The organism is Burkholderia sp. MSMB1588 (assembly GCF_001546925.1).
Classification (GTDB): domain Bacteria; phylum Pseudomonadota; class Gammaproteobacteria; order Burkholderiales; family Burkholderiaceae; genus Burkholderia; species Burkholderia humptydooensis.
Map to the genome: position 1 here is coordinate 1,194,973 of NZ_CM003770.1, position 26,495 is coordinate 1,221,467.

A 26,495-nucleotide genomic window follows, 5' to 3' on the forward strand; every position below is an offset into this window, starting at 1 on the left:
TGCGCGACAAGGGAAGCTATGCGCATTTCCACCTTGGATCGACGCGACATGAAGCACATCCACATCATCGATTCGCACACGGGCGGCGAACCCACGCGCGTCGTCGTGTCCGGCTTCCCGCCGCTCGGCGGCGGGCCGATGGCCGAGCGCCTCGCCGCGCTCGCGCGCGATCACGACCGCTATCGCACGGCATGCATCCTCGAGCCGCGCGGCAGCGACGTGCTCGTCGGCGCGCTGTTGTGCGAGCCGGTTTCGGCCGGCGCGGCGGCGGGCGTGATCTTCTTCAACAACGCGGGCTATCTCGGCATGTGCGGGCACGGCACGATCGGGCTCGTGCGCACGCTGCACCACATGGGCCGCATCGCGCCCGGCGTGCACCGGATCGAGACGCCGGTGGGCGATGTCGAGGCGACGCTGCACGACGATCTGTCGGTGAGCGTGCGCAACGTGCTCGCGTACCGGCACGCGAAGGACGTCGTCGTCGACGTGCCGGGGCACGGCGCGGTGACGGGCGACGTCGCGTGGGGCGGCAACTGGTTCTTCCTCGTGAGCGACCACGGCCAGCGCGTCGCGGGCGAGAACGTGGCGGCGCTGACCGCGTACGCGTCGGCCGTGCGTGCGGGGCTCGAGCGCGCGGGCGTGACGGGCCGCGACGGCGCTCGAATCGACCACATCGAGCTCTTCGCCGACGATCCCGAGCACGACAGCCGCAGCTTCGTGCTGTGCCCGGGTCACGCATACGACCGCTCGCCGTGCGGCACCGGCACGAGCGCGAAGCTCGCGTGTCTCGCGGCCGACGGCAAGCTCGCGGCGGGCGCCGTGTGGCGGCAGGCGAGCGTGATCGGCAGCACGTTCACGGCGAGCTACGCGCCGGCCGAAGGCGGCATCGTGCCGACGATCCGCGGCAGCGCGCATCTGAGCGCCGAGGCGACGCTCCTGATCGAGGACGACGATTCGTTCGGCTGGGGCATCGCGTCGTGATCGATGCGAAGACCGACGTCATCGTGATCGGCGCGGGCATCGTCGGCGCCGCGTGCGCGCACGAGTTCGCGCAGCGCGGGCTGCGCGTCGTCGTCGTCGACGACGGCAGCGGCGGCGCGACGGGCGCGGGCATGGGCCACCTGGTCGCGATGGACGACAACGCGGCCGAGCTCGCGCTCACGCATTACTCGATCGGGCTGTGGAGCGCGCTGCGCGACGCGATGCCGGAAGGCTGCGCGTATCGCAACTGCGGCACGCTGTGGCTCGCGGCCGACGCGCACGAGATGGACCTCGCGCGCGCGAAGCAGGCGGCGCTCGCCGAGCGCGGCGTCGCGGGCGCGCTGATCGACCGCGCGGCGCTCGCCGCGCTCGAGCCGATGCTGCGCGCGGATCTCGGCGGCGCGCTGAAGATACCGGGCGACGGCATCCTGTACGCGCCCGTCGCCGCGCGCTGGCTGCTGGAGCGGCTGCCGGGCGTCGCGCTGCGGCGCGCGAGGGCGGTGGCGGTCGACGGCGCGAGTGTCGCGCTCGAAAGCGGCGGCGTGCTGCGCGCGGACGCCGTCGTCGTCGCGAACGGCGTCGCCGCGCGCGCGCTCTTGCCCGGGCTGCCGCTGCGGCCGAAGAAGGGCCATCTGCTGATCACCGACCGCTATCCGGCGCGGGTGTCGCACCAGCTCGTCGAGCTCGGCTATGCGGCGAGCGCGCATGCGAGCGACGGCACGTCGGTCGCGTTCAACGTGCAGCCGCGGCCGACCGGGCAACTGCTGATCGGCTCGTCGCGGCAGTTCGACACCGAGGACCCGCGCGTCGAGGCGCCCGTGCTCGCGCGGATGCTGCGGCGCGCGCTCGGCTATCTGCCCGCGCTCGCCGGCCTGAACGGCATTCGCGCGTGGACGGGCTTTCGCGCGGCGAGCCCCGACGGCCTGCCGCTGCTGGGCGAGCATCCGTCGCGGCGCGGCCTGTGGCTCGCGGTCGGGCACGAGGGGCTCGGCGTGACGACCGCGCCCGGCAGCGCGCGCGTGCTCGCCGCGCTGATGTTCGGCGAGCGCGCGGCGATCGACGCCGGGCCGTATCTGCCGGGGCGTTTCCTGTCGACATCGAAATCGGCCGTGGCCGGAGAGCTTCAATGATCATTTATCTGGATCGCCGCCCGCTCGACATAGCCGACGGGATGACTGTCGCGGCCGCGCTCGCGCTCACCGGCGACGACACGACGCGCGCGTCGTGCACCGGCGCCGCGCGCGCGCCGTTTTGCGGGATGGGCATTTGCCACGAGTGCCGGGTGACGGTCGACGGGCGGCGCAGGCTCGCGTGCCAGACGCTCTGCCGCGAAGGCATGCAGGTGGAGCGCACGCGATGACGAACGAGGTTTTGACGGTCGACGTCGCGATCGTCGGCGCGGGGCCGGCAGGGCTCGCCGCCGCGCGCGCGGCGGCGGAGAGCGGCCGCACGGTCGCGATCGTCGACGACAACCCGCGCGCGGGCGGGCAAATCTGGCGGCAGGGGCCGAACGCCGCGCCGGGCGCGGCCGCGCGCGCGAGCTTCGACGTGCTGCGGCAGCCGAACGTGCGCCATCTGGCGGCGACGCGCGTCGTCGCCGCGCCGCGGCCCGGCATGCTGCTCGTCGAGGACGAACAGCGCGCGCTCGCGCTCCGCTACCGGAAGCTGATTCTGTGCTGCGGCGCGCGCGAGCTGCTGCTGCCGTTTCCCGGCTGGACGCTGCCCGGCGTGACAGGGGCGGGCGGGCTGCAGGCGCTCGTGAAGGGCGGCGCGCCGGTGCGCGGCGAGCGCGTCGTGATCGCGGGCAGCGGGCCGCTCCTGATCGCGTCGCTCGCCACCGCGCGCGCGGCGGGCGCGCGCGTCGTCGCGGTCGTCGAGCAGGCACCCCTCGCGGCGCTCGCGCGCTTCGCGCTGTCGCTCGCGGCAACGCCGTCGAAGCTCGCGCAGGCGGCGCGGCTCACGTGCGGCTTCGTCGGCACGCGCTACCTGACGGGGGCGGTCGTGCGCGTAGCGCACGGCGACGCGCGCGTGCGCGCGGTCACGATCGAGCGGGACGGCGCGCGCGAGACGCTCGATTGCGAACGTCTCGCGTGCGGCTTCGGCCTCGTGCCGAACCTGACGCTCGCGCTGGCGCTCGGCTGCACGGTGCGCGACCGCGCGATCGCGATCGACGACGCGCAGCGCACCTCGGTCGAGCACGTGCATGCGGCGGGCGAATGCACGGGCGTCGGCGGCGTCGAACTCGCGCGCATCGAAGGTGAGCTCGCCGGGCTCGCGGCGGTCGGCGCGGATGCCGCGCAGCACGGCCGCGCGCGCGTGGCCGCGCTGCTGCGGCGCCGTGCGGCGTGGCGGCGCTTCGCGGCGCGCGCGGCCGGTACGTTCGCGCTGCGCGACGCGGCCCGCGCGCTGCCGCCCGACGATACGCTGCTGTGCCGCTGCGAGGACGTGACGATCGGCGCGGTGCGCGCGCACGCGTCGGCGCGCGACGCGAAGCTGCTCACGCGCTGCGGGATGGGCGCGTGCCAGGGGCGCGTCTGCGGCGCGGCCGCGCACGCGTATTTCGGCTGGGACGACGCGCCGCCGCGCCCGCCGTTCTCGCCCGCGCGAATCGACACGCTGCTCGCCGCACCCGACGACGCGCTCCTATAATCGACGCCAACCGTGTTACGACGCGCGAGATCCGTATGATGACTTTGCTTGCCGTGCCGCCCGAGAAGTTGTCCGCCGCATCGGCCGTCTCCACGGCGGCGCCCGTGGACGGCGCATCGGCTTCGCCGTCCGCGCCGGCTTGCGCTGCGGCGCAACTCGCCGCGCAGAACGGCGGCGACGACGACGGCTTCGCCGCGATGCTCGCGCACTTCGCGCAGTTGGAGCCGGTGTTCGACGCGCTGCCCGACGTCGCGTTCTTCGTGAAGGACGCGCACGCGCGCTACGCGCTCGTGAACCGCGCGCTCGCGCAGCGCTGCGGCTACAAGGACAAGCGCGACCTGTACGGCAAGGCCGCGGATGAAGTCTTTCCGCGCCGCTTCGGCCGCAGCTACGTCGAGCAGGATCTGGCGATCATCGCGGGCGGCCGGCAACTGACCGATCAGTTGGAGCTGCACCTGTATTCGGGGCGCCAGCCAGGCTGGTGCCTGACGTGCAAGGAACCGCTGCGCAACGCGCAGGGGAGGATCGTCGGGATCGCCGGGTTGTCGCGCGACCTGCGCGCGCACGAGAGTTCGCACCCGGCGTACAGCCGCATCGCGGACGTCGTCCGCTACATCCACGCGCACTACGTGCAGCCGCTGAACCTGAAGCATCTCGCCGGGATGGCGGGGATGTCGGTGGCGCAGCTCGAACGCTACTTTCACAAGGTGTTTCACCTGACGCCGCGGCAGATGCTGCTGAAGGCGCGGCTCGACGCGGCGACCGCGCTGCTCGTCACGCACGACAAGGTGACGGACGTCGCCGCGCTGTGCGGCTATACCGATCACAGCGCGTTCACGCGGCAGTTCAAGGCGACCGTCGGCGTGACGCCGACCGAGTACCGGATGATGCTGCAGGAGGGGCGGGGGGCTTGACGCGGAAGCGGCCGCCTGGGCGCGTCACTCGAAATCCATGCGGACAAAAACGAACCGGCCCGTCGGGCCGGTCATGTCGGAACGTCAGCCGGCAGGCGGGCGAAGTCCGGCTGCCGCGCTGCCGCGGACGATCGATTCCTGACGTTACCGATAGCCGAGGCCCTTGAGCACGGCGTTGCCGTCTTCCGTCAGACGAAAGGACGGCGCCGCGTCCATGTCGGAGCGGATCATCTCGACGAGACCGGCTTCCTGCAACGCGGGCAACTCCGGCTTCGCGTTCGCGCCGATCGGCGCGTGCAGCAGGATCAGCAGCGTCGCGATCTCGTGATGGCTGAGCAGGCGACGCAGCATGGTTTTCGGCTTGGTCGGGGGGGCGGCCGGGCGAACCGCGGCAGACGTGTCGACGGCGCTCATCGCAAACCTCCTGAAACGGTACTGGCAACGGATGGTGCCGGGCGAGTCTTAAACGATTCTTAAAGCGGCGGGCGGCGGGCTCGACGAAAGGTTTACGGCATGTAACGGCCTCGTCGGGCAAGGGCGACATCGGGGTCCGACGACATTGGGCCGATGCGCGAGACATTGCACGGCAATGTCGCGACGCCGCACGTGCGGACCGCCCGCGAGAGCCATGAAAACGCGCGTTTCGGCTCGGCTGCCGGACGACTAAGCTCTATGAAACCCTGACCGACGAGTCCGATGGCGCCCGATCCGGCGAATTCGCATGCTTTTGGCGCGGCGCGCGCGCTCGTGCTGGAAGGCGCGGCGCAGCCGAGCGGCTATACCGAGCCGCTGCTGCACCGATACCGGCTCGCGTTCAAGCAGCGCCCGAACGCGGGCGACGCCGCGCTCTGACGCCGGCGCGCGATGCAAGCCGAACACAAAATCGACACGACAATCGTTCCGAGGGGAAAAGGAGACAACATGAACCCTTCATTCGCACTGCCGGCGGGAACGGCGTTCGCCCAGCCGCTCACCCCCGTCGGCCATTCGCTCGCACTGTCGTTCGCCGTCGCCGTGCTGCCGATCGCCGTCGCGCTCGCGATGCTCGGGCTGCTGCGGCGCCCCGCGTGGCAGGCGTCGCTCGGGGGCCTGCTGACGGGCGGCGTCGTCGCGGTCGCCGTCTGGGGGATGCCCGCCGGTCTCGCGCTGAATGCGGTCGGCGCCGGCATGGCGCTCGCGCTGATCCCCGTCATGTGGATCGTGTTCAACGCGCTGCTTCTCTACAACGTCGCGGTGAAATCGGGCCGCTTCGATCAGTTTCGCCAATGGATGCTCGATCATCTGCCCGACGATCGCCGCCTTGTGCTGCTCGTCGTCGCATTCTCGTTCGGCTGTCTGCTCGAAGGCATCTCCGGATTCGGCACGCCGGTCGCGATCACGAGCGCGCTTCTGATCGCGCTCGGCTTCCCGGCGCTCGAGGCGCTCACGTTCACGCTGATCTTCAACACCGCGCCCGTCGCGTTCGGCGCGCTCGGCGTGCCGATCACCGTGCTCGGCGCGGTGACGTCGCTGCATCCGGAAACGCTCGGCGCGATGGTCGGCCGCCAGTTGCCGTTCTTCGCGCTGCTGCTGCCGTTCTACGTCGTCGGCATCTACGGCGGCCCGCGCTCGATCGGCCGGCTGTGGCCGGCGCTCTTCGTGTCGGGCGGCAGCTTCGCGCTCGCGCAGTTCGTCACGTCGAACTTCATCAGCTATCAACTGACCGACGTGCTGTCATCGCTCACGTCGCTGATCGTCACGATCGGCTTCCTGAAGATCTGGAAGCCGCAGCCCGATCCGCAGTTCGCGATCCCGCGCGGCGCGGCGGCCGCCGGCGCCGCCGCCGCGCACGGGCGCGTCGGCTACGGCGGCTGGCTGCCGTGGCTCGTCGTGTCGGTGATCGTGATCTTCTGGGTGCACGCGGGCGTCGCCGCGATCGGCGACGTGAAGATCAAGTGGCCCGGCCTGCACGACGCGGTCTACGTGACGCTCTATCACAAGTCGTATGCGGCGATCTGGGATTTCCAGCCGCTCGGCACCGGCACCGCGATCCTGCTGTCGGCGGTCGTCACGGCCGTCTGGACGCGCACCGATTTCACGAGCTTCTCGGGCTGCGTCGCGCAGACATGGCGGCAGACGCGCATCGCGATCGTCACGGTGATGATGATCGTCGGGCTCGCGTACCTGCTCAACTACTCGGGGATGAGCTACACGCTCGGGATGGGCGTCGCGTCGACGGGCGCGCTGTTCCCGCTCGTGTCGGCGACGCTCGGCTGGATCGCGGTGTTCCTGTCCGGCAGCGACACGTCGGGCAATGCGCTCTTCGGCAACCTGCAGGTCGTCGCCGCGCGGCAGCTCGGCTTCGATCCGGTGCTGATGGCCGCGACGAACTCGTCGGGCGGCGTGATGGGCAAGATGATCTCGCCGCAGAACATCGCCACGGGCGTGTCGACGACGGACCTGAAAGGGCAGGAAGGCGTCGTGTTCGCGCGGACGTTCTGGCACAGCGTGTTCCTGACGCTGCTGCTCGGCGTGCTCGTGTTCCTGCAGCAGCACGTGCTGAGCTGGATGATTCCGGCGCTGCCGCATTGACGTGCCGGCGGGCGGCCCGCTCATGTCCCGCGCTGCGCCTGGGCCTGCGCCGCGAGCCGCACGGCCGCGTTCGCCGCGCCGTATCCGTCGTAGCCGCCGCGCCGCTCGACGATCTCGAACGAGAAGCGGCCGTCGACGAGCTCGGTGTACGCGTGCAGGAACTCGCCGCCCGCGTCGTCGCGGTCGTACAGCAGGTGATGGCGGCTCAGCGTGTCGATTGTCTCGTCGGGCAGCGCGTAGCGCGCGGCGAGATCGTCGTAGTAATTGCGTGGAATCCGCAGGAACGGCACGCCGTCGGCGGCGAATTCGGCGATCGCCGCGCCGATGTCGTTCGTGCGGAACGCAACGTGATTGAGCCCCGTGCCGCGATAGCGCTCGAGCGACCGGACGACGGCCGTATGCCGGTCCACCGACGCATTGAGCGCGATGCGCACCGAGCCGTCCGGGCTGCGCACCGCGCGGCTGCGCACGAGCCCATACGGATCGGGCACGAGCCAGTTGCGCTCGGCCTCGAAGCCGAATGCGGTCCTGAAGAACAGCACCCACGTATCGAGCGCGTCGGCGGGCAGCGCGAGGCACACGTGATCGATGCCGACGAGCGGGCCGACTTCGCTCGGCCCGTCGATGTCGGTCAGCACGAAATCCGATTCGTACAGCGTCGGCGCGCCGGGCGTCTCGTCGACGAAGTAGTTCAGGCTGCCGTCGGGCGCGCGCACGCTTTGCAGCACGCGCTCGTTCGGGCCGACGCGGCCCGAGAACGGCGCGTAGCCGTAGCCCGCCGCGCGCTCGAACGCGAGGCGCGCGTCGTCGACGCGAAACGCCGACGCGCACAGCGACAGGCCGTGCGCCTGGAAGAACGCGTCGGCGAACGAGTCGCGCTCGGCGTTCAGCACGATCGACGCCGCGCCGTGCTGATACAGCGTCACGTCCTTCGAGCGATGGCGGCCCGCGCGCCTGAAGCGCAGCTTGCCGAGCCAGCCGGCGACGTTGTCGGCGGCGGCCGCGTCGACTGCGAATTCGATGAACTGAAAGCCGATGTGCGCGGGCGCGGGCGGCGGCGCGAAGAGCGGCTGCGAGGGCGGCTGTGAGAGCGTCGGCGCGATATGCGCGCGCGGCGCGCTCGCGGCGCGCGCTTCGCTGGCCTCGCGCGCCTCGCGTGCCGCCGGCAGGTCGCGCGGCGTCCGCTGCGCTTGCCGCGCCTGCCGCACATCGCGCGCGAGCCGCTCGCGCGTCGTCTCCTCGAGATACAGCAGCGACCGATAGCCGTCCGCGGCCGTCAGCGCGGTCGGCGCGGCGCGAAAGCCGTCGTTGAAGATTTCGAGCGACAGCGGCCCTGCGTAGCCCGATTCGATCACGCGCGCGGTGAACCCCGCGAGGTCGAAGTCGCCCTGGCCCGGAAACGACCGGTAATGCCGGCTCCATTCGAGCACGTCCATCGCGAGCTTCGGCGCGTCGGCGATCTGCACGAACGCGATCCGGTGGCCGGGAATGCGCGCGATGCCGTCCGGCGAATCGTCGAGCGACAGCGTGTGGAAGCTGTCGAGCGCGAGCCCGAGATGAGGATGGTCGACCGCGTCGACGAGCCGCCACGCGTGCCCGTAGGTCTTCACGTTCCGACCCCACGCAAGCGCCTCGTACGCGACGACGACGCCCGCTTCCTGCGCGGCGCGCGCGAGCGCGCCCAACTGGTCGACGAGCAGCGCGTCGTCGCCGATCGCGTCCGGCGACACGTTGCTGCACACGAGAATGCGGTCCGCGCCGAGCTCGTGCATCAGCTCGAACTTGCGCCTCGCGCGCTCGAGATTGCGCGCGAGACGCTCGGGCGGCACGCCCTCGAAGTCGCGAAACGGCTGGAACAGCACGATGTCGAGGCCGAGATCGGCGGCGATTGCGCGCACGTCGGCGGGCGAGCCGTCGAAGTACAGCAAGTCGTTCTCGAAGATCTCGACGCCGTCGAAGCCGGCGGCGCGGATCGCGCTGAGCTTCTCGACGAGCGTGCCCGATAGCGACACGGTGGCGATCGAACGCTGCATGGTGGATGTCCTGCTGATGAAGGACGGCTCGCGGCCGGACGCGGTGCGCCGTCGGAGGAGGCGAGCCGCATCGCCGGCCGCGCGCCGTCGAGGGTCGGAAAGGCGCGAGTCGCAGAGTATACGAACTAACTGGATGGTACAAATTATAGAAAACCCGGAAAGACATTGCGCGGGCGCAAGCGCACACTGGCGCCGAATCTTGACGACGCGGGCGCGTTCGTCTACGGATGCGTACCCGTTTTTCACCGGAGTGTCATACATGAGCAAGCCGAAGGTGCTGGTCCTGAACGGGCCGAACCTGAACCTGCTGGGCAAGCGCGAGCCGCACATCTACGGCTCGGAAACGCTGCAGGACGTCGAGCGCCGCTGCGCGGACGCCGCGCACGCGCTCGGCCTCGCGCTCGAGTTTCGCCAGTCGAACGCCGAGCATCAATTGATCGACTGGCTGCATGAAGCGCGCGAGCGCGTCGAGGGTGTCGTGATCAATCCGGCTGCGTACACGCACACGTCGGTCGCGATCGCCGATGCGCTCGCCGCGCTCGGCAAGCCGATCATCGAAGTGCACATCTCGAACGTCCACCGGCGCGAGGCGTTCCGTCACCATTCGTTCGTGTCGGCGGTCGCCGATGGCGTGATCTGCGGCTGCGGCACCGAAGGCTACGTGCTCGCGCTGCAACGGATCGCGACGCTGATCCGCGAGGAGGGTGCGCGATGAGCGGACGTTCGTTTCTGATCGGCCTGATCGGCGCCGGGATCGGCGGTTCGCTGTCGCCCGCGATGCACGAGGAGGAGGGGCGCCGCCAGGGCTTGAACTACGTGTACCGGCGCATCGATCTCGACGCGCTGCGGCTCGCGGCCGACGCGCTGCCCGAGCTGCTCGCGGCCGCCGAGCGGATGGGCTTCGACGGCCTGAACATCACGCATCCGTGCAAGCAGCGCGTGATCGAGCATCTGGACGAGCTGTCGCCGGACGCGGCCGCGCTCGGCGCGGTCAACACGGTGCGCTTGCTCGACGGCCGGCGGATCGGACACAACACCGACTGGTCGGGCTTTGCGAAGGCGTTCGCGCGCGGGCTGCCGGGCGCGCCGCTCGAACGCGTCGTGCAACTGGGCGCGGGCGGCGCGGGCGCGGCCGTCGCGCATGCGGCGCTGACGATGGGCGCGGCGGAACTCGCGCTCTTCGACGTCGACCCGACGCGCGCGCGCTCGCTCGCCGATCAACTTCAGGCGCGCTTCCCGCACGCGCGGCTGAGCGCGGGCGGCCCGCTCGCCGACGCGCTCGCGAACGCGAACGGCCTCATTCACGCGACGCCGACCGGCATGCTCGGGCACCCGGGCCTGCCGCTGCCGGCGGAACTGCTGCGAAGCGATCTCTGGGTGGCCGACATCGTTTATTTCCCGCTCGAGACCGAGCTGATCCGCACCGCGCGCGCGCTCGGCTGCCGCACGCTGCCGGGCGGCGGCATGGCGGTGTACCAGGCGGCCGACGCGTTCGAGATCTTCACCGGCCGCCCGCCGGACGCCGAACGGATGTTCGGGCACTTCCAGGCGCTCGTCGCGCGCTGAATTCCCCGACACAGACGGAAAAGACAGACAGATACAACAGGAGACATCGATGCCCCAGCCGATCAACACCGACGCCGTGCCGAACGCGGCCGTCGCGCCTGCCCGCGCGGCGGGCGCCGCACAGCCGCGCTCGAATGCGCGTTACCGGATTCTCGCGCTGCTCGCGATCGGGACGATGATCAATTATCTCGATCGCACGGTGCTCGGCGTCGCGGCGCCGGGGCTCACGAAAGAGCTCGGCATCGGCGCGGCGGCGATGGGCGTGATGTTCTCCGCGTTCTCGTGGACCTACGTGCTCGCGCAGGTGCCGGGCGGCCTGCTGCTCGACCGCTTCGGCAGCAGGATCACCTATTACTGGTCGATGACGCTGTGGTCGCTGTTCACGCTGCTGCAGGGCTTCGTGCACGGCGTCGCGCCGCTCCTCGCGTGCCGGCTCGGGCTCGGCCTTTCCGAGGCGCCGTGCTTTCCGACCAACAGCCGCGTCGTCGCGACGTGGTTTCCGCAGAAGGAGCGCGCGATGGCGACGGGCACCTATACCGTCGGCGAATACATCGGCCTCGCGTTCCTGAGCCCCGCGCTGTTCGCGCTGATGGGCGCGTTCGGCTGGCGCTCGCTCTTCTGGGTCGTGGGCGGCGTCGGCATTGTGTTCGGCTTCGTCTGGTGGAAGTTCTATCACGAGCCGAAGGACCATCCGCGCGCGAACGCGGCCGAGCTCGCGTACATCGAGGAAGGCGGCGGGCTCGTGCAGTCGGCGGCGGGCGGCGGCTCGCGCGCGACGTTCAACTGGCGCATCGCCGGCCGGTTGCTGAAGAAGCGCCAGCTCGCGGGCATCTGCCTCGGCCAGTTCGCCGGCAACTCGACGCTCGTGTTCTTCCTCACGTGGTTCCCGACCTACCTCGCGACCGAGCGCCACATGGGCTGGCTCAAGATCGGCTTCTTCGCGGTGATGCCGTTCATCGCCGCGTCGGTCGGCGTGATGTTCGGCGGGCTCTTCTCCGACTGGCTGCTGCGCCGCGGGAAATCGGCGAATGTCGCGCGCAAGCTGCCGATCATCGCGGGCCTGTTGCTCGCGTCGACGATCGTGTTCGCGAACTACGTGCGGAGCAACGAGGCGGTGATCGCGATCATGTCGGTCGCGTTCTTCGCGCAGGGAATGGCCGCGCTCGGCTGGACGCTCGTGTCCGACATCGCGCCCGAGGGCCTCCTCGGCGCGACGGGCGGCATCTTCAACCTCGCCGCGAACCTCGCGGGCATCGTCACGCCGCTCGTCGTCGGCTTCATCGTCGCGGCGACCGGATCGTTCGTCGGCGCGCTCGCGTTCATCGGCGTCGTCGCGCTGATCGGCGCGCTGTCGTACATCTTCGTCGTCGGCGACATCAAGCGGATCGAGCTGTAGCGGCAAGCGCGCCGTTTTTTTTGGCGTCGCGCACGACGGCGGGAGCGCGTCACCGCATCGCGATCCCGAGCGACTTCAGCGCGCCGCCGATCGCCGCCACCGCGCCGCGCATCTCGGGCGCACCGAGCGCGCCGATGCAGCCGACGCGAAACGTGTCGGCCGTCGTCAGCTTGCCCGGATACAGCACGTAGCCCGCGTCGCGCACGGCCGCGTAGAGCGCGGCGAACGCATACGCGGGATCGGCGGGCGCGTGGAACGTGACGATGACGGGCGCCTGCGCGCGCGCGTCGAGAAACGGCTCGAAGCCGAGCGCGCGCATGCCCTCGACGAGCGTCGCGCAGTTCTGCGCATAGCGCGCGCCGCGCGCCGGCTGGCCGCCTTCGTCGAAGAACTGGTCGAGTGCGGCGCGCAGCGCGGCGAGCACGTGCGTCGGCGGCGTGAAGCGCCATTGCGACGTGCGCCGCATGTACGCGTACTGGTCGTGCAGATCGAGCGCGACCGACGGCGAGCGCCCCTCGGCCGCCTCGAGCAGCGCGCGCCGCACGATCACGAAGCCCATGCCGGGCACCCCTTCCAGACACTTGCCGCTCGCCGAGACCAGCGCATCGATGCCGCTGCCCGCGAGCGCGATCGGCAGCGCGCCGAACGAACTCATCGCATCGACGATCAGCGCCTTGCCGCGCGCGCGGCAGACGGCGGCGATGTCGTCGAGCGGGTTCAGCAGGCCGGCGCTCGTCTCCAGATGCACGAGCGCGACGTGCGTGATGCGCGCGTCGCGCGCGAGCGCCGCGCCGATCGCTTGCGCGCTCGCCGGCTCGTCTTCGGCGAACCGCAGCTCGACGTGCGCGATGCCGAGCCGGCGCAGAATCCTCGCGATCCGCGCGCAATACGCGCCGTTGTCCGGCACGAGCACGCAGCCGTCGCGCGGCACGAGCGTGCCGAGCGCCGCCTCGACGGCGAACGTGCCGCTGCCTTGCAGCGGCACGCAGACGTATGCGTCGCCGCCGTCCGCGATCCGCACGAGATCCGCACAGACGCTCTTCGTCAGCCGGTTGAAAGCGGCGTCCCACGAGCCCCAGTCGCGCAGCATCGCGTCGCGTGTGATGCGCGACGTCGTCAGCGGGCCGGGCGTCAGCAGGATGGGATCACGTTCTGGCATGGCTTCATCACTCCGGAAAAGGTCGAAATCGGGTCGTTGGAGAATGTGGAAGATGGTGGCGAAATGTGTCGTTTTTTGGAAATCAGATCGATCGTCACGGAGCTGTCATCGAACGCTGTGATGCTTCGGGTGCCGCGAAAGACCGGAGCGTCCGGCCGCGGCGGGCCGGCGGCGCGGCCCGTGCGGACGAGGTTTGCGCGCCGTTCGGCCGTTCGTGGTTCCACCCTACGGAGAAGCGACATGACGTATTCGAATTTCCCGCGCGGCGGCGCCTGGCGCCGCTTCGCGCTCGCCGCCGGCGCAGCCGCGCTGTTGCAAGGCGCGGCGACGCACGCGCAGGCGGCAGCCGTCGTGCTGTACACGGCGGACGGCCTCGAGAACCTGTACCGCGACGTGCTGCCCGCGTTCGAGAAGCAGGAAGGCGTGAAGGTGAACATCGTGACGGCGGGCAGCGGCGAAGTGGTGAACCGCGCGAACGTCGAGAAGGGCTCGCCCAAGGCCGACGTGATCGTCACGCTGCCGCCGTTCATCCAGCAGGCGGGCCAGTTGGGCCTCTTGCAGCCGTACCGCAGCGTCAACTACAAGAACGTGCCGGCGATCGCGAAGGCGGAAGACGGCTCATGGGCGACGTTCGTCAACAACTACTTCTCGTTCGCGATCAACCCGTCGGTCGTGAAGAGCCAGCCGAAGACGTTCGCCGATCTGCTGCATCCCGACTACAGCGGCAAGCTCGCGTACTCGAACCCGGCGACGGCGGGCGACGGAATGGCCGTCATCATCCTGACGAGCGCGCTGATGGGCGAGGACAAGGCGTTCGACTATCTCGCGAAGCTCGAGCGCGGCGTGAAGTTCCACACGAAGGGCACGGGCTACCTGAACGTGCTGCTGTCGCGCAACGAGATCGCGGTCGCGAACGGCGACCTGCAGATGGATCTCGACGACGCCGAGCACGGCGGCCTGTCGATCAAGCCGATCTTCGTCGCCGCGAAGGAAGGCGAGCCGCCGACGACGTTCCAGTTGCCTTACGCGATCGGCCTCATCAAGGGCAGCCCGAACCAGGACGCGGGCAAGAAGCTGATCGACTACCTGATGTCGACCGACGTGCAGGCGAAGGTGCCCGACATGTTCGGCATCCCGGGCCGCACCGACGTGCCGCTCGCGGGCAGGAACGGCGAGGCGGTGAAGCGCGCGATCGCCGGCGTGAAGCTGATCCCGGTCGACTGGAACGCGGTGATGGCGAAGAAGCCCGTGTGGACCGAGCGCTGGAAGAAGGAAGTGATCGGCGATTCGGGCAAGCAGACCGAAGTCGTCAAGCCGAAATGAGCGGACGCCGCGGCCGCGGCAAGCCGACGCGATGACGCGTCGAAGGACGAAACCTGGTGGATACCGCAAGTCTCACCCATTCCGGCGCGTTCGATGCTGCGCGCCCGCACGCGGCGCCGCGCGCGGGCGCGCCCGGCGGCGTGCGCATCGAGCACCTGAGCGTGCGCTACGGCGCGCGCACGGTGCTCGACGATCTGTCGCTCGACATCGGCGCGGGCGAACTGCTCGCCGTGCTCGGCAAGAGCGGCTGCGGCAAGACGACGTTGCTGCGCTTCATCGCCGGCTTCGTGAAGGCGGACGGCCTGGCGGGCACGCTCGCCGTCGCCGGCCGCGACCTGACGCACGCGCCGCCGCACAAGCGCAATCTCGGATTGCTGTTCCAGAACTACGCGCTGTTCCCGCACCTGACCGTATTCGAGAACGTCGCGTTCGGGCTGCGCGCGCGGCGCATGTCGTCCGCGGACATCGCGCGTCGCGTCGCCGATGCGCTCAAGCTCGTGCAGCTCGGCGACGCCGGCCATCATCTGCCCGCGCAACTGTCGGGCGGGATGCAGCAGCGCGTCGCGCTCGCGCGCGCGCTCGTGATCGAGCCGGACGTGCTGCTGCTCGACGAGCCGCTGTCCGCGCTCGACGTGAACCTGCGCGCGTCGGTGCGCAGCGAGCTGAAGGCGCTGCACGAGCGGCTGCCGAACCTGACCGTCGTCTGCGTGACGCACGATCGCGACGACGCGCTCGTGCTCGCCGACCGCGCGCTCCTGATGCGCGACGGCCGCGTCGCGCAGCTCGGCACGCCGCAGCAGTTGTACGACGCGCCCGCCGACGGCTTCGTCGCGCGATACCTGGGCGCGGCGAACCTGCTGCCGCCGAACGTCGTGTTTGCGTTCGGCGATCCGCGCCACGACGTGCGCGACAAGGTCGCGTGCGTGCGGCCGGAACGGCTCGCCGTGCGGCCGCTCGGCGAAGGGCGGCTGCACGGCACGATCGCGTCGGTCGAATGGCACGGCGCGGCGCTGTCGCTGACCGTAATGCTCGACGCGGCGTGCGACGAGCCGGTGCTCGTCGCGATGCAGCGCGGCCGCGGCCCGGCGCCCGAGCGCGGCGCGCGCGTATCGCTCGATTGCGAGGCGGACGATGTCGTCCTTATCTCACCTTGAGCCGCGGGCGGCGCTCGCCGCCGATCCCGCGGCGCACGCCCGCATCCGCGCGTCGGCCGCCGCGCACGACGCCGCCGCGCGGCGCCGCGAGCGGCGCGCGACCGTGCGCATCGTCGCGCTCGCGGCCGTCGTGCTCGGCCCGCTCGTGCTGTATCCGCTCGCGCGGCTCGTGCTGCTGAGCGTGCTCGGCGATCACGGCCCGACGCTCGCCGCGTACCGAACCTTTTTCGCGAGCCACGACGTCCGCGATGTGCTCGGCACGACGCTGTGGGTGCTGTTCACGAGCGCGGGCACCGCGTCGGTCGTCGGCGTGCTGCTCGCCGCGCTGCTGTTCTTCCGGCCGTTTCCGGGCGCGTCGCTCGTCACGCGCTTCCTCGAGCTATACGTCGCGTTCCCGTCGTTTCTCGTCGCGTTCACGCTGATCTTCCTGTACGGCTCGCAAGGCTCGGTCAGCATCGCGCTGCAACGCGTCTTCGGCCTCGACGCGCCGCCGCTCGATTTCCTGTTCGGCACGGGCGGCGTGATCCTCGCGCAGACGGTGTTCTACACGCCGTTCGTCGTGCGGCCGACGCTCGCGTCGTTCGCGACGCTCGATCCGCGGCTCGTCGAAGCCGCCTCCAGCCTCGGCGCGAACGGCTGGATGCGCGCGCGGCGCGTCGTACTGCCGCTCGCGTGGCCGGGCATCGCGGCGGGCGTGATCCTGTGCTTCCTGCTGACGCTGAACGAATTCGGCATCCTGCTCGTGCTCGGCAGCGCGCGGCTCGTCACGCTGCCGGTGGCGATCTACAGCAGCGCGACCGTCGACATCGATCTGCCGGCCGCGGCCGCGGGCGCGGTCGTGATGCTCGCGATGTCGCTCACGCTCTATGCGCTGTACCGGCGGATGAGCCGGCGCGCGAGCGAAGGAGGGCGCGATGTCCGCTGATTTCCCGACGCGCGCCGCGGCGGTGCCGCGCCGCGAGCTGCGCTGGACCGATGCGGCGTCGCGCGTCGCGGCTCGCGCGCTCGTCGCGCTCGCGGCCGTCGCCTGCTGCTGGCTGTTCGTGCTGCCCGTCGTGGTCGTCGCGCTGTCGAGCGTCGCCGAGCACTGGTCGGGCACGATCCTGCCGGCCGGCTACAGCCTGCGCTGGTTCGAGCGCCTCGGTCGGCCCGAGTTCGACGCGCTCGCCGCGAGCCTCGAGATCGGGCTCGGCGTCGCCGCGCTCGGCACGGCGCTCGGCATCGCGCTGGCGCTCGCGCTCGAAGGCCGCGCGCGGCGCGGCGTCGGCGCGCTCGTCGATGCGCTCGTGATGCTGCCGAACGGCGTGCCGAGCGTCGTGCTCGGGCTCGCGGTGCTGATCGCGTATCACGCGAAGCCCGTCGACCTGTCGAGCTCGCCCGCGATCGTCGTGCTCGTGCAGCTCGCGCTCGTGCTGCCGTTCTGCTACCGGTGCGCGGCCGCCGCGCTGCGTCCCGAGCTGACCGTGCTGCGCGAGGCGGCGGCGAGCCTCGGCGCGCCGCCCGCGATGGTGCTGCGCCGCGTGCTGCTGCCGCAGCTCGTGCCGGCGATCCGCGCGAGCCTGGCGCTCGGCTTCGCGCTGTCGCTCGGCGAGCTCGGCGCGACGCTGACCGTCTATCCGCCGGGCTTCGCGACCGTGCCGATCGTCGTGATCGGCGACGTCGAGCGCGGCTACTACCTGCCCGCGTCGGCGCTGTCGCTGCTGCTGCTCGGCGCGTCGCTCGCCGCGCTCGTCGCGATCGCGGCGCGCGCGCCGCGGCCGGCACGATGAGCGGCGCGGCGGCGCGCCGTTCGCGCGTAACATGAACGAAAGGCCCGAGGGGCGAAACGCCATGAAGCGACACATCGAAGTCAACGGCCGCGTCTACCGGATGCCGGCCGAGCCGACCGTCGCCGTCTGCGTCGACGGCTGCGAATGCGATTACCTCGAAGAGGCCGCGAACGCGGGCGTCGCGCCGTTCATCGCGCGGATGCTGCGCGAGGGCTCGGCGTTCGACGCCGACTGCGTGATCCCGTCGTTCACGAACCCGAACAACCTGTCGATCGTGTGCGGCGCGCCGCCTTCGGTGCACGGCATCTGCGGGAACTTCTTCTGGGATCCGGACGCGCAGGGCGGCGCGGGCGCCGCGGTGATGATGAACGATCCCGCGTACCTGCGCGCGGGCACGCTGCTTGCGGCCGCGGCGGACGCGGGCGCGAAGGTCGCCGTCGTGACGGCGAAGGACAAGCTGCGCCGGCTGCTCGGCTGGCGGATGCGCGGCGTGTGCTTCTCGGCGGAGAAGGCGAACCAGGCGAACCTCGGCGAGAACGGCATCGCCGACGTGCTCGACTTCGTCGGCCTGCCGTCGCCCGACGTCTACAGCGCGGCGCTGTCGGAATTCGTGCTCGCGGCGGGCGTGCGGCTCGCGCGGAACCGGCGCGCGGACCTGATGTACCTGTCGACGACCGATTACGTGCAGCACAAGTGCGCGCCGGGCAGCGACGGCGCGAACGCGTTCTACGCGATGATGGACCGCTACCTCGCGGCGCTCGACGCGCTCGGCTGGGTGATCGGCCTGACCGCGGATCACGGGATGAACGCGAAGCACGATCCGCGCACGGGCGAGCCGAACGTCGTCTACCTGCAGGACGCGCTCGACGCGTGGCTCGGGCCGCGCCGCGCGCGCGTGATCCTGCCGATCACCGATCCTTACGTCGTCCATCACGGCGCGCTCGGCTCGTTCGCGACGATCTACGTCGCTCACGGCGTCGACGCGGGCGCGGTGATCGGCCGGCTGCGCGAGTTCGACGGCATCGAGCTCGCGCTCGACAACGCGACGGCGGCCGAGCGCTTCGAGCTGCCGGCCGACCGGATCGGCGACGTCGTCGTCGTGGGCCGGCGCGACGTCGCGCTCGGCACGCGCGCGCGCGAGCACGACCTGTCGGGGCTGACGGTGCCGCTGCGCTCGCACGGCGGCCTGTCCGAGCAGCGCGTGCCGCTCCTGTTCAATCGCCGGATCGAGGGCATCGAGCCGGGCCGCCGGCTGCGCAACTTCGATCTGTTCGACCTCGCGCTGAACCGGCCCGCGCCATGACGACGCGCGAGCTTCGCGATCACCCCGCGTACCGCCGCGAGACGTTGCGCTGGCGCGGCGAGCGGGCGACGCGCGCGCGCACGCTCGACGTATTCGACCCGTACTCGAGGCGGCGCGTCGGCACGGTGCCGCTCGCGACGGTCGACGACGTGCGCCGCGCGTTCGACTATGCGGCCGCGTACCGGCCGGCGCTGTCGCGCTACGAGCGCTCGCAGATCCTCGAGCGCGCGGCCGCGCGCCTGATCGCATGCGCGGAAGAGGCGTCGACGCTGATCTCGCTCGAATCGGGCCTGTCGAAACAGGACTCGCGCTACGAGATCGGCCGCGTCGCGGACGTGTTCAAGTTCGCGTCGATCGAGGCGCTGCGCGACGACGCGCAGAGCTACTCGTGCGATCTGACGCCGCACGGCACGTCGCGCCGCGTGTTCTCGCAGCGGCAGCCGCTCGACGGCGTGATCGTCGCGATCACGCCGTTCAATCATCCGATGAACCAGGTCGCGCACAAGATCGCGCCCGCGATCGCGACGAACAACCGCGTGATCGTGAAGCCGTCGGAAAAGGTGCCGCTGTCGGCGCTGTATCTCGCCGACGTGCTGTACGAAGCGGGCTTGCCCGAGCCGATGCTGCAGGTGCTGACGGGCGATCCGCGCGAAATCGCCGACGAACTGCTGACGCACCCGAGCGCGACGCTGATCACGTTCACGGGCGGCGTCGCGATCGGCAAATATATCGCGGCGAAGGCGGGCTACCGGCGCATCGTGCTCGAGCTGGGCGGCAACGATCCGCTGATCGTGCTCGACGACGCCGACCTCGAACGCGCGGCGACGCTCGCCGCGCAGGGCTCGTACAAGAATTCGGGGCAGCGCTGCACGGCGGTGAAGCGCATCCTCGTGCAGAAGCGCGTCGCGCCGCGCTTCACGGAACTGCTCGTCGAGCAGACCCGCGCGTGGACATACGGCGATCCGTTCGACCCGGCGAACCGGATGGGGACGGTGATCGACGAGGCTGCCGCCGCGCTGTTCGAGGCGCGCGTCGACGAAGCGGTGTCGCACGGCGCGCGCCTGCTGACGGGCAACGCGCGGCGCGGCGCGCTGTATGCGCCGACGGTGCTCGACCGCGTCGACGCGTCGATGACGCTCGTGCGCGAGGAGACGTTCGGGCCCGTGTCGCCGATCATCGCGTTCGACACGATCGACGACGCGATCCGGATCAGCAACGGCACCGCATTCGGCCTGTCGTCGGGCGTGTGCACGGATCGCGCGGATGCGATCGTGCGTTTCGTCAACGAACTGAACGTCGGCACGGTGAACGTGTGGGAGGTGCCGGGCTACCGGCTCGAACTGACGCCGTTCGGCGGCATCAAGGATTCGGGTCTGGGATACAAGGAAGGAGTGCAGGAAGCGATGAAGAGCTTCACGAATCTGAAGATGTTCTCTTTACCGTGGGCGTAACGAAATGGCGCTGACCCTCGATGACATTCGCATGCTGTTCGACCGCCACGGCGACATTGCCTACAGCGGCGAGCCGGTGACGCAGCGCGAGCATGCGCTGCAGAGCGCGCAGCTCGCCGAAGAGGCGGGCGCGGGCGACGCGCTGATCGCGGCGGCGCTGCTGCACGATCTGGGCCACCTGCTGAACCGCCAGGGCGAGACGCCGACCGCGCACGGCATCGACGACCTGCATCAGTATTACGTGCTGCCGTTCCTGCGGCCGCTGTTTTCCGACGCGGTGCTGGAGCCGATCCGGCTGCACGTCGACGCGAAGCGCTGCCTGTGCGCGATCGACGCGTCGTATTACGCGCGCCTGTCCGCGGACTCGGTGCGCAGCTTGCATCTGCAGGGTGGCGTCTTCTCGGATGCGGAAGCCGAGGCGTTTCTGAAGCGTCCTTATGCGCCGGACGCGATCCGCGTGCGGCGCTGGGACGATCTCGCGAAGGTGGCCGGCAAGCCGACGCCGGATCTGGGTCACTACATGCGCGCGGTCGCGCGCGTCATGGCGTCATGAAGTAACGACCGACTCCCGCATCCATATCTATAACGGGACCCTCAAAAAGAGCTTGCGCGAGGGAGGGGATGTGCATAGAATCACGCCTCTTTCGCGCTGCGGCGAACGCGGCGCGAAGGGGGGAGTGGGAAGTCTTGAGCTCGGGCAGTACGGTCGACCGCGAGGACGAACGGGAGCGCGAGACGGCGATGACGAGGTTTCGGTGGCGCGGAGGTAAAAAAGTTGTTGACGCGCTGCGAATAAGTGATCATAATCTCATTTCTCTGCTGCTGACAACGCAGCGCTGCTGAGAAGACGGTGGCAAGTAGTGAAATCTTCTCGCAGATATGCTCTTTAACAATGAACAGCCGATAAGTGTGGGCGCTTGATGTGGCGGACGATCTTCGGATCGCGAGCAAAAGTATCAAGAGTCTCACACTAAAGTAAGTCAGGTTTGTGAAGCAATTCACGACCTGTCAGCTTTGAGTGAGCGACCGGTTGGAAACAACCGAAAACAGTAACGGGCATTGAACTGAAGAGTTTGATCCTGGCTCAGATTGAACGCTGGCGGCATGCCTTACACATGCAAGTCGAACGGCAGCGCGGACTTCGGTCTGGCGGCGAGTGGCGAACGGGTGAGTAATACATCGGAACATGTCCTGTAGTGGGGGATAGCCCGGCGAAAGCCGGATTAATACCGCATACGATCTGAGGATGAAAGCGGGGGACCTTCGGGCCTCGCGCTATAGGGTTGGCCGATGGCTGATTAGCTAGTTGGTGGGGTAAAGGCCTACCAAGGCGACGATCAGTAGCTGGTCTGAGAGGACGACCAGCCACACTGGGACTGAGACACGGCCCAGACTCCTACGGGAGGCAGCAGTGGGGAATTTTGGACAATGGGCGCAAGCCTGATCCAGCAATGCCGCGTGTGTGAAGAAGGCCTTCGGGTTGTAAAGCACTTTTGTCCGGAAAGAAATCATTCTGGCGAATAACCGGGGTGGATGACGGTACCGGAAGAATAAGCACCGGCTAACTACGTGCCAGCAGCCGCGGTAATACGTAGGGTGCGAGCGTTAATCGGAATTACTGGGCGTAAAGCGTGCGCAGGCGGTTCGCTAAGACCGATGTGAAATCCCCGGGCTCAACCTGGGAACTGCATTGGTGACTGGCGGGCTAGAGTATGGCAGAGGGGGGTAGAATTCCACGTGTAGCAGTGAAATGCGTAGAGATGTGGAGGAATACCGATGGCGAAGGCAGCCCCCTGGGCCAATACTGACGCTCATGCACGAAAGCGTGGGGAGCAAACAGGATTAGATACCCTGGTAGTCCACGCCCTAAACGATGTCAACTAGTTGTTGGGGATTCATTTCCTTAGTAACGTAGCTAACGCGTGAAGTTGACCGCCTGGGGAGTACGGTCGCAAGATTAAAACTCAAAGGAATTGACGGGGACCCGCACAAGCGGTGGATGATGTGGATTAATTCGATGCAACGCGAAAAACCTTACCTACCCTTGACATGGTCGGAATCCTGCTGAGAGGCGGGAGTGCTCGAAAGAGAACCGGCGCACAGGTGCTGCATGGCTGTCGTCAGCTCGTGTCGTGAGATGTTGGGTTAAGTCCCGCAACGAGCGCAACCCTTGTCCTTAGTTGCTACGCAAGAGCACTCTAAGGAGACTGCCGGTGACAAACCGGAGGAAGGTGGGGATGACGTCAAGTCCTCATGGCCCTTATGGGTAGGGCTTCACACGTCATACAATGGTCGGAACAGAGGGTCGCCAACCCGCGAGGGGGAGCCAATCCCAGAAAACCGATCGTAGTCCGGATTGCACTCTGCAACTCGAGTGCATGAAGCTGGAATCGCTAGTAATCGCGGATCAGCATGCCGCGGTGAATACGTTCCCGGGTCTTGTACACACCGCCCGTCACACCATGGGAGTGGGTTTTACCAGAAGTGGCTAGTCTAACCGCAAGGAGGACGGTCACCACGGTAGGATTCATGACTGGGGTGAAGTCGTAACAAGGTAGCCGTATCGGAAGGTGCGGCTGGATCACCTCCTTTCTCGAGCTTAAATCCGCGAAGTTGAGCGCTCACGCTTATCGGCTGTAAATCAGGACAGACTCAGGGGTCTGTAGCTCAGTCGGTTAGAGCACCGTCTTGATAAGGCGGGGGTCGTTGGTTCGAATCCAACCAGACCCACCAATTGTCTGGCGAGAAGGGAACCTGAGTGTCTCTGTACGGGGGGCATAGCTCAGCTGGGAGAGCACCTGCTTTGCAAGCAGGGGGTCGTCGGTTCGATCCCGTCTGCCTCCACCACAATCTTCAATGGCAAGCGTTCGACTTGAGTCGAATCTTTGTCCTTGGCGATTGAGCCAGTCAGAGTGATGCAGGCAACTGTATCGGCTGTCGTTCTTTAACAATCTGGAAGAAGTAAGTAATTTGGATAGCGGAAGCGTCTTTGAGATGGACGTGGAAGTTATCCGGGTTGTGATTGTATCGATGTATCTCAAGATGATTCGAACTTCATGTTCGGCTCCCTACGGGAGTGGGACCAGAGTAAGCGCTAAAGCGCTAACACTGGTCGACATCAAATTGGAATACGGCACAACGCGAGAACTCAACCTGTAGCGGCTGTCATCCCCATTCGGGGATGGGGCCATCGTAAGTGCTAAAGCGCTAACGATGGCCGACATGAGACAGACTCGTTATAGGGTCAAGCGAACAAGTGCATGTGGTGGATGCCTTGGCGATCACAGGCGATGAAGGACGCGGTAGCCTGCGAAAAGCTACGGGGAGCTGGCAAACGAGCTTTGATCCGTAGATGTCCGAATGGGGAAACCCACTCCTTTTGGAGTATCCATGACTGAATACATAGGTCATGTGAGGCGAACGCGGTGAACTGAAACATCTAAGTAACCGCAGGAAAAGAAATCAACCGAGATTCCCAAAGTAGTGGCGAGCGAAATGGGAAGAGCCTGTACTCTTTATTTGTATTGTTAGCCGAACGCTCTGGAAAGTGCGGCCATAGCAGGTGATAGCCCTGTAGGCGAAAACAGTATGAAAGAACTAGGTGTACGACAAGTAGGGCGGGACACGTGAAATCCTGTCTGAAGATGGGGGGACCATCCTCCAAGGCTAAATACTCGTGATCGACCGATAGTGAACCAGTACCGTGAGGGAAAGGCGAAAAGAACCCCGGGAGGGGAGTGAAATAGATCCTGAAACCGCATGCATACAAACAGTCGGAGCCTCTTCGGGGGTGACGGCGTACCTTTTGTATAATGGGTCAGCGACTTACGTTCAGTAGCAAGCTTAACCGAATAGGGCAGGCGTAGCGAAAGCGAGTCCGAATAGGGCGTTCAGTTGCTGGGCGTAGACCCGAAACCAGGTGATCTATCCATGGCCAGGATGAAGGTGCGGTAACACGTACTGGAGGTCCGAACCCACTAACGTTGAAAAGTTAGGGGATGAGCTGTGGATAGGGGTGAAAGGCTAAACAAACCTGGAAATAGCTGGTTCTCTCCGAAAACTATTTAGGTAGTGCCTCGTGTCTCACCTTCGGGGGTAGAGCACTGTCATGGTTGGGGGGTCTATTGCAGATTACCCCGCCATAGCAAACTCCGAATACCGAAGAGTGCAATCACGGGAGACAGACATCGGGTGCTAACGTCCGGTGTCAAGAGGGAAACAACCCAGACCGCCAGCTAAGGTCCCCAAATATGGCTAAGTGGGAAACGAAGTGGGAAGGCTAAAACAGTCAGGAGGTTGGCTTAGAAGCAGCCACCCTTTAAAGAAAGCGTAATAGCTCACTGATCGAGTCGTCCTGCGCGGAAGATGTAACGGGGCTAAGCCATATACCGAAGCTGCGGATGCGTGCTTGCACGCATGGTAGGAGAGCGTTCCGTAAGCCTGCGAAGGTGCACTGTAAGGTGTGCTGGAGGTATCGGAAGTGCGAATGCTGACATGAGTAGCGATAAAGGGGGTGAAAGGCCCCCTCGCCGTAAGCCCAAGGTTTCCTACGCAACGTTCATCGGCGTAGGGTGAGTCGGCCCCTAAGGCGAGGCAGAAATGCGTAGCTGATGGGAAGCAGGTCAATATTCCTGCACCGTCGTTAGATGCGATGGGGGGACGGATCGCGGAAGGTTGTCCGGGTGTTGGAAGTCCCGGTCGCTGCATTGGAGAAGGCGCTTAGGCAAATCCGGGCGCAGGATTCAAGGGTGTGGCGCGAGCTCCTTCGGGAGCGAAGCAATTGGAAGTGGTTCCAAGAAAAGCCTCTAAGCTTCAGTCTAACGATGACCGTACCGCAAACCGACACAGGTGGGCGAGATGAGTATTCTAAGGCGCTTGAGAGAACTCGGGAGAAGGAACTCGGCAAATTGGTACCGTAACTTCGGGATAAGGTACGCCCTGGTAGCTTGATGCGCCTGCGCGCAGAGGGTGAAGGGGTTGCAATAAACTGGTGGCTGCGACTGTTTAATAAAAACACAGCACTCTGCAAACACGAAAGTGGACGTATAGGGTGTGACGCCTGCCCGGTGCCGGAAGATTAAATGATGGGGTGCAAGCTCTTGATTGAAGTCCCGGTAAACGGCGGCCGTAACTATAACGGTCCTAAGGTAGCGAAATTCCTTGTCGGGTAAGTTCCGACCTGCACGAATGGCGTAACGATGGCCACACTGTCTCCTCCCGAGACTCAGCGAAGTTGAAGTGTTTGTGATGATGCAATCTACCCGCGGCTAGACGGAAAGACCCCATGAACCTTTACTGTAGCTTTGCATTGGACTTTGAACCGATCTGTGTAGGATAGGTGGGAGGCTATGAAACCGGAACGCTAGTTTCGGTGGAGCCGTCCTTGAAATACCACCCTGGTTTGTTTGAGGTTCTAACCTTGGCCCGTGATCCGGGTCGGGGACAGTGCATGGTAGGCAGTTTGACTGGGGCGGTCTCCTCCCAAAGCGTAACGGAGGAGTACGAAGGTACGCTAGGTACGGTCGGAAATCGTGCTGATAGTGCAATGGCATAAGCGTGCTTAACTGCGAGACCGACAAGTCGAGCAGGTGCGAAAGCAGGTCATAGTGATCCGGTGGTTCTGTATGGAAGGGCCATCGCTCAACGGATAAAAGGTACTCTGGGGATAACAGGCTGATACCGCCCAAGAGTTCATATCGACGGCGGTGTTTGGCACCTCGATGTCGGCTCATCTCATCCTGGGGCTGTAGCCGGTCCCAAGGGTATGGCTGTTCGCCATTTAAAGAGGTACGTGAGCTGGGTTTAAAACGTCGTGAGACAGTTTGGTCCCTATCTGCCGTGGGCGTTGGAAGTTTGAAGGGGGCTGCTCCTAGTACGAGAGGACCGGAGTGGACGAACCTCTGGTGTACCGGTTGTGACGCCAGTCGCATCGCCGGGTAGCTATGTTCGGAAGAGATAACCGCTGAAAGCATCTAAGCGGGAAACTCGCCTTAAGATGAGACTTCCCCGGGGACTTGATCCCCTTGAAGGGTCGTTCGAGACCAGGACGTTGATAGGTCGGGTGTGTAAGCGCAGTAATGCGTTCAGCTAACCGATACTAATTGCCCGTAAGGCTTGATCCTATAACAAGTCTGTCTCGATAGCCGTTAGCGCTTCAGCGCTTACGGATATCGAGCGTCGAGTGCAAGGCACTCGACGTACAGCGGTTGAAGTACCGCGTATGTGT

At 67.1% G+C, this 26,495-nt stretch carries 21 protein-coding genes, 2 tRNA genes and 2 rRNA genes; 22 read left to right on the forward strand and 3 right to left on the reverse strand.

Annotated features, from left to right (window positions below):
* The first annotated feature begins 48 nt into the window (after window positions 1-48).
* From WS92_RS04905 to WS92_RS04925, 5 genes are read left to right on the forward strand one after another with little or no spacing between them, the layout of a single operon-like run.
* Window positions 49-981 carry a 4-hydroxyproline epimerase gene (locus WS92_RS04905; RefSeq protein WP_059932408.1) on the forward strand — a complete coding sequence of 311 codons (933 nt, stop codon included), beginning with the start codon at window positions 49-51 and terminating at the stop codon, window positions 979-981.
* Window positions 978-2,111 carry an NAD(P)/FAD-dependent oxidoreductase gene (locus tag WS92_RS04910; RefSeq protein WP_015604030.1) on the forward strand — a complete coding sequence of 378 codons (1,134 nt, stop codon included), beginning with the start codon at window positions 978-980 and terminating at the stop codon, window positions 2,109-2,111. The genes WS92_RS04905 and WS92_RS04910 overlap by 4 nt, the downstream gene beginning before the upstream one ends.
* Window positions 2,108-2,341, forward strand: coding sequence for a 2Fe-2S iron-sulfur cluster-binding protein (locus tag WS92_RS04915; RefSeq protein WP_059932410.1), 234 nt, complete (start codon window positions 2,108-2,110; stop codon window positions 2,339-2,341). The genes WS92_RS04910 and WS92_RS04915 overlap by 4 nt, the downstream gene beginning before the upstream one ends.
* Entirely contained in the window at window positions 2,338-3,630 is a 1,293-nt protein-coding gene (locus WS92_RS04920; protein WP_059932412.1) for an FAD-dependent oxidoreductase, read from the forward strand. Before WS92_RS04915 ends, WS92_RS04920 begins: the two co-directional genes overlap by 4 nt.
* A 35-nt stretch (window positions 3,631-3,665) precedes the next feature.
* Window positions 3,666-4,544, forward strand: coding sequence for an AraC family transcriptional regulator (locus WS92_RS04925; protein WP_041861971.1), 879 nt, complete (start codon window positions 3,666-3,668; stop codon window positions 4,542-4,544).
* A gap of 144 nt (window positions 4,545-4,688) precedes the next feature.
* Here WS92_RS04925 and WS92_RS04930 read toward each other — a convergent pair whose 3' ends face one another.
* Window positions 4,689-4,895 carry a hypothetical protein gene (locus tag WS92_RS04930; protein WP_009914306.1) on the reverse strand — a complete coding sequence of 69 codons (207 nt, stop codon included), beginning with the start codon at window positions 4,893-4,895 and terminating at the stop codon, window positions 4,689-4,691.
* On the opposite strand from WS92_RS04930, the gene WS92_RS37105 reads away from it, so the two are divergent.
* The 3 genes from WS92_RS37105 (at window position 4,894) to WS92_RS04940 (ending at window position 7,115) form a co-directional block, all read left to right on the forward strand.
* The gene (locus WS92_RS37105) at window positions 4,894-5,010 is read left to right on the forward strand and encodes a malate synthase (RefSeq protein ID WP_308411149.1); all 117 of its coding nucleotides are present in this window, start codon (window positions 4,894-4,896) and stop codon (window positions 5,008-5,010) included. The two genes, WS92_RS04930 and WS92_RS37105, sit on opposite strands and share 2 nt — an antisense overlap.
* Before the next feature lie 230 nt (window positions 5,011-5,240).
* Window positions 5,241-5,396 carry a hypothetical protein gene (locus WS92_RS04935; RefSeq protein WP_059932414.1) on the forward strand — a complete coding sequence of 52 codons (156 nt, stop codon included), beginning with the start codon at window positions 5,241-5,243 and terminating at the stop codon, window positions 5,394-5,396.
* A gap of 69 nt (window positions 5,397-5,465) precedes the next feature.
* Window positions 5,466-7,115: an L-lactate permease gene (locus tag WS92_RS04940; protein ID WP_059932416.1), complete on the forward strand. Its 1,650-nt coding sequence runs from the start codon at window positions 5,466-5,468 to the stop codon at window positions 7,113-7,115.
* 20 nt (window positions 7,116-7,135) lie between these two features.
* On the opposite strand, the gene WS92_RS04945 is transcribed toward WS92_RS04940, so the two are convergent.
* Window positions 7,136-9,148 carry a bifunctional sugar phosphate isomerase/epimerase/4-hydroxyphenylpyruvate dioxygenase family protein gene (locus tag WS92_RS04945; RefSeq protein ID WP_059932418.1) on the reverse strand — a complete coding sequence of 671 codons (2,013 nt, stop codon included), beginning with the start codon at window positions 9,146-9,148 and terminating at the stop codon, window positions 7,136-7,138.
* Window positions 9,149-9,407: 259 nt separating this feature from the next.
* Between WS92_RS04945 and aroQ the strand changes: the two genes are divergently transcribed.
* The 3 genes from aroQ to WS92_RS04960 are packed head-to-tail and all read left to right on the forward strand — an operon-like array spanning window position 9,408 to window position 12,110.
* Complete coding sequence (aroQ, locus tag WS92_RS04950) at window positions 9,408-9,863, forward strand: type II 3-dehydroquinate dehydratase (protein WP_009914313.1); 456 nt, start codon at window positions 9,408-9,410, stop codon at window positions 9,861-9,863.
* Window positions 9,860-10,714, forward strand: a complete 855-nt coding sequence (locus WS92_RS04955) for a shikimate dehydrogenase (protein ID WP_015602966.1) — start codon at window positions 9,860-9,862, stop codon at window positions 10,712-10,714. The genes aroQ and WS92_RS04955 overlap by 4 nt, the downstream gene beginning before the upstream one ends.
* A gap of 49 nt (window positions 10,715-10,763) precedes the next feature.
* Window positions 10,764-12,110: an MFS transporter gene (locus WS92_RS04960; protein WP_059932421.1), complete on the forward strand. Its 1,347-nt coding sequence runs from the start codon at window positions 10,764-10,766 to the stop codon at window positions 12,108-12,110.
* A 49-nt stretch (window positions 12,111-12,159) separates the two neighbouring features.
* Here WS92_RS04960 and WS92_RS04965 read toward each other — a convergent pair whose 3' ends face one another.
* Window positions 12,160-13,269 (reverse strand): 2-aminoethylphosphonate--pyruvate transaminase, encoded by a 1,110-nt coding sequence (locus WS92_RS04965; protein ID WP_059932422.1) that lies wholly within the window; start codon window positions 13,267-13,269, stop codon window positions 12,160-12,162.
* A gap of 240 nt (window positions 13,270-13,509) precedes the next feature.
* On the opposite strand from WS92_RS04965, the gene phnS reads away from it, so the two are divergent.
* From phnS to WS92_RS05025, 11 genes are all read left to right on the forward strand, one after another.
* The gene (gene phnS, locus WS92_RS04970) at window positions 13,510-14,592 is read left to right on the forward strand and encodes a 2-aminoethylphosphonate ABC transporter substrate-binding protein (protein WP_006028971.1); all 1,083 of its coding nucleotides are present in this window, start codon (window positions 13,510-13,512) and stop codon (window positions 14,590-14,592) included.
* A 56-nt stretch (window positions 14,593-14,648) separates the two neighbouring features.
* Complete coding sequence (gene phnT / locus WS92_RS04975; protein ID WP_059932424.1) at window positions 14,649-15,746, forward strand: 2-aminoethylphosphonate ABC transport system ATP-binding subunit PhnT; 1,098 nt, start codon at window positions 14,649-14,651, stop codon at window positions 15,744-15,746.
* Window positions 15,724-16,671, forward strand: a complete 948-nt coding sequence (gene phnU / locus WS92_RS04980) for a 2-aminoethylphosphonate ABC transporter permease subunit (RefSeq protein ID WP_059932426.1) — start codon at window positions 15,724-15,726, stop codon at window positions 16,669-16,671. Before phnT ends, phnU begins: the two co-directional genes overlap by 23 nt.
* Complete coding sequence (gene phnV / locus WS92_RS04985; protein ID WP_059932428.1) at window positions 16,661-17,515, forward strand: 2-aminoethylphosphonate ABC transport system, membrane component PhnV; 855 nt, start codon at window positions 16,661-16,663, stop codon at window positions 17,513-17,515. Before phnU ends, phnV begins: the two co-directional genes overlap by 11 nt.
* Before the next feature lie 31 nt (window positions 17,516-17,546).
* Entirely contained in the window at window positions 17,547-18,818 is a 1,272-nt protein-coding gene (phnA, locus tag WS92_RS04990) for a phosphonoacetate hydrolase (RefSeq protein ID WP_041861970.1), read from the forward strand.
* The gene (gene phnY, locus WS92_RS04995; RefSeq protein WP_059932430.1) at window positions 18,815-20,269 is read left to right on the forward strand and encodes a phosphonoacetaldehyde dehydrogenase; all 1,455 of its coding nucleotides are present in this window, start codon (window positions 18,815-18,817) and stop codon (window positions 20,267-20,269) included. The genes phnA and phnY overlap by 4 nt, the downstream gene beginning before the upstream one ends.
* A gap of 4 nt (window positions 20,270-20,273) precedes the next feature.
* A complete protein-coding gene (locus tag WS92_RS05000) occupies window positions 20,274-20,822 on the forward strand; it encodes a phosphonate degradation HD-domain oxygenase (RefSeq protein WP_059932432.1) in 549 nt (182 codons plus the stop codon).
* 508 nt (window positions 20,823-21,330) lie between these two features.
* Window positions 21,331-22,861 (forward strand): 16S ribosomal RNA (locus WS92_RS05010).
* Window positions 22,862-22,925: 64 nt separating this feature from the next.
* Window positions 22,926-23,002: transfer RNA gene (locus tag WS92_RS05015), tRNA-Ile, on the forward strand.
* A 38-nt stretch (window positions 23,003-23,040) separates the two neighbouring features.
* Window positions 23,041-23,116 (forward strand) — tRNA-Ala (locus WS92_RS05020).
* Window positions 23,117-23,511: 395 nt separating this feature from the next.
* Window positions 23,512-26,391 (forward strand): 23S ribosomal RNA (locus WS92_RS05025).
* Together the 16S and 23S rRNA genes with 2 tRNA genes alongside form the textbook arrangement of a ribosomal RNA operon.
* Window positions 26,392-26,495 lie beyond the last annotated feature (104 nt).

Coding starts and splice junctions, on each gene's coding strand:
- WS92_RS04905 (WP_059932408.1), top strand. CDS start 49: ATGAAGCACATCCACATCATCGATTCGCACACGGGCGGCGAACCCACG.
- WS92_RS04915 (WP_059932410.1), top strand. CDS start 2,108: ATGATCATTTATCTGGATCGCCGCCCGCTCGACATAGCCGACGGGATG.
- WS92_RS04920 (WP_059932412.1), top strand. CDS start 2,338: ATGACGAACGAGGTTTTGACGGTCGACGTCGCGATCGTCGGCGCGGGG.
- WS92_RS04925 (WP_041861971.1), top strand. CDS start 3,666: ATGATGACTTTGCTTGCCGTGCCGCCCGAGAAGTTGTCCGCCGCATCG.
- WS92_RS37105 (WP_308411149.1), top strand. CDS start 4,894: ATGGTTTTCGGCTTGGTCGGGGGGGCGGCCGGGCGAACCGCGGCAGAC.
- WS92_RS04930 (WP_009914306.1), bottom strand. CDS start 4,895: ATGCTGCGTCGCCTGCTCAGCCATCACGAGATCGCGACGCTGCTGATC.
- WS92_RS04935 (WP_059932414.1), top strand. CDS start 5,241: ATGGCGCCCGATCCGGCGAATTCGCATGCTTTTGGCGCGGCGCGCGCG.
- WS92_RS04940 (WP_059932416.1), top strand. CDS start 5,466: ATGAACCCTTCATTCGCACTGCCGGCGGGAACGGCGTTCGCCCAGCCG.
- WS92_RS04945 (WP_059932418.1), bottom strand. CDS start 9,148: ATGCAGCGTTCGATCGCCACCGTGTCGCTATCGGGCACGCTCGTCGAG.
- aroQ (WP_009914313.1), top strand. CDS start 9,408: ATGAGCAAGCCGAAGGTGCTGGTCCTGAACGGGCCGAACCTGAACCTG.
- WS92_RS04955 (WP_015602966.1), top strand. CDS start 9,860: ATGAGCGGACGTTCGTTTCTGATCGGCCTGATCGGCGCCGGGATCGGC.
- WS92_RS04960 (WP_059932421.1), top strand. CDS start 10,764: ATGCCCCAGCCGATCAACACCGACGCCGTGCCGAACGCGGCCGTCGCG.
- WS92_RS04965 (WP_059932422.1), bottom strand. CDS start 13,269: ATGCCAGAACGTGATCCCATCCTGCTGACGCCCGGCCCGCTGACGACG.
- phnS (WP_006028971.1), top strand. CDS start 13,510: ATGACGTATTCGAATTTCCCGCGCGGCGGCGCCTGGCGCCGCTTCGCG.
- phnU (WP_059932426.1), top strand. CDS start 15,724: ATGTCGTCCTTATCTCACCTTGAGCCGCGGGCGGCGCTCGCCGCCGAT.
- phnV (WP_059932428.1), top strand. CDS start 16,661: ATGTCCGCTGATTTCCCGACGCGCGCCGCGGCGGTGCCGCGCCGCGAG.
- phnA (WP_041861970.1), top strand. CDS start 17,547: ATGAACGAAAGGCCCGAGGGGCGAAACGCCATGAAGCGACACATCGAA.
- phnY (WP_059932430.1), top strand. CDS start 18,815: ATGACGACGCGCGAGCTTCGCGATCACCCCGCGTACCGCCGCGAGACG.
- WS92_RS05000 (WP_059932432.1), top strand. CDS start 20,274: ATGGCGCTGACCCTCGATGACATTCGCATGCTGTTCGACCGCCACGGC.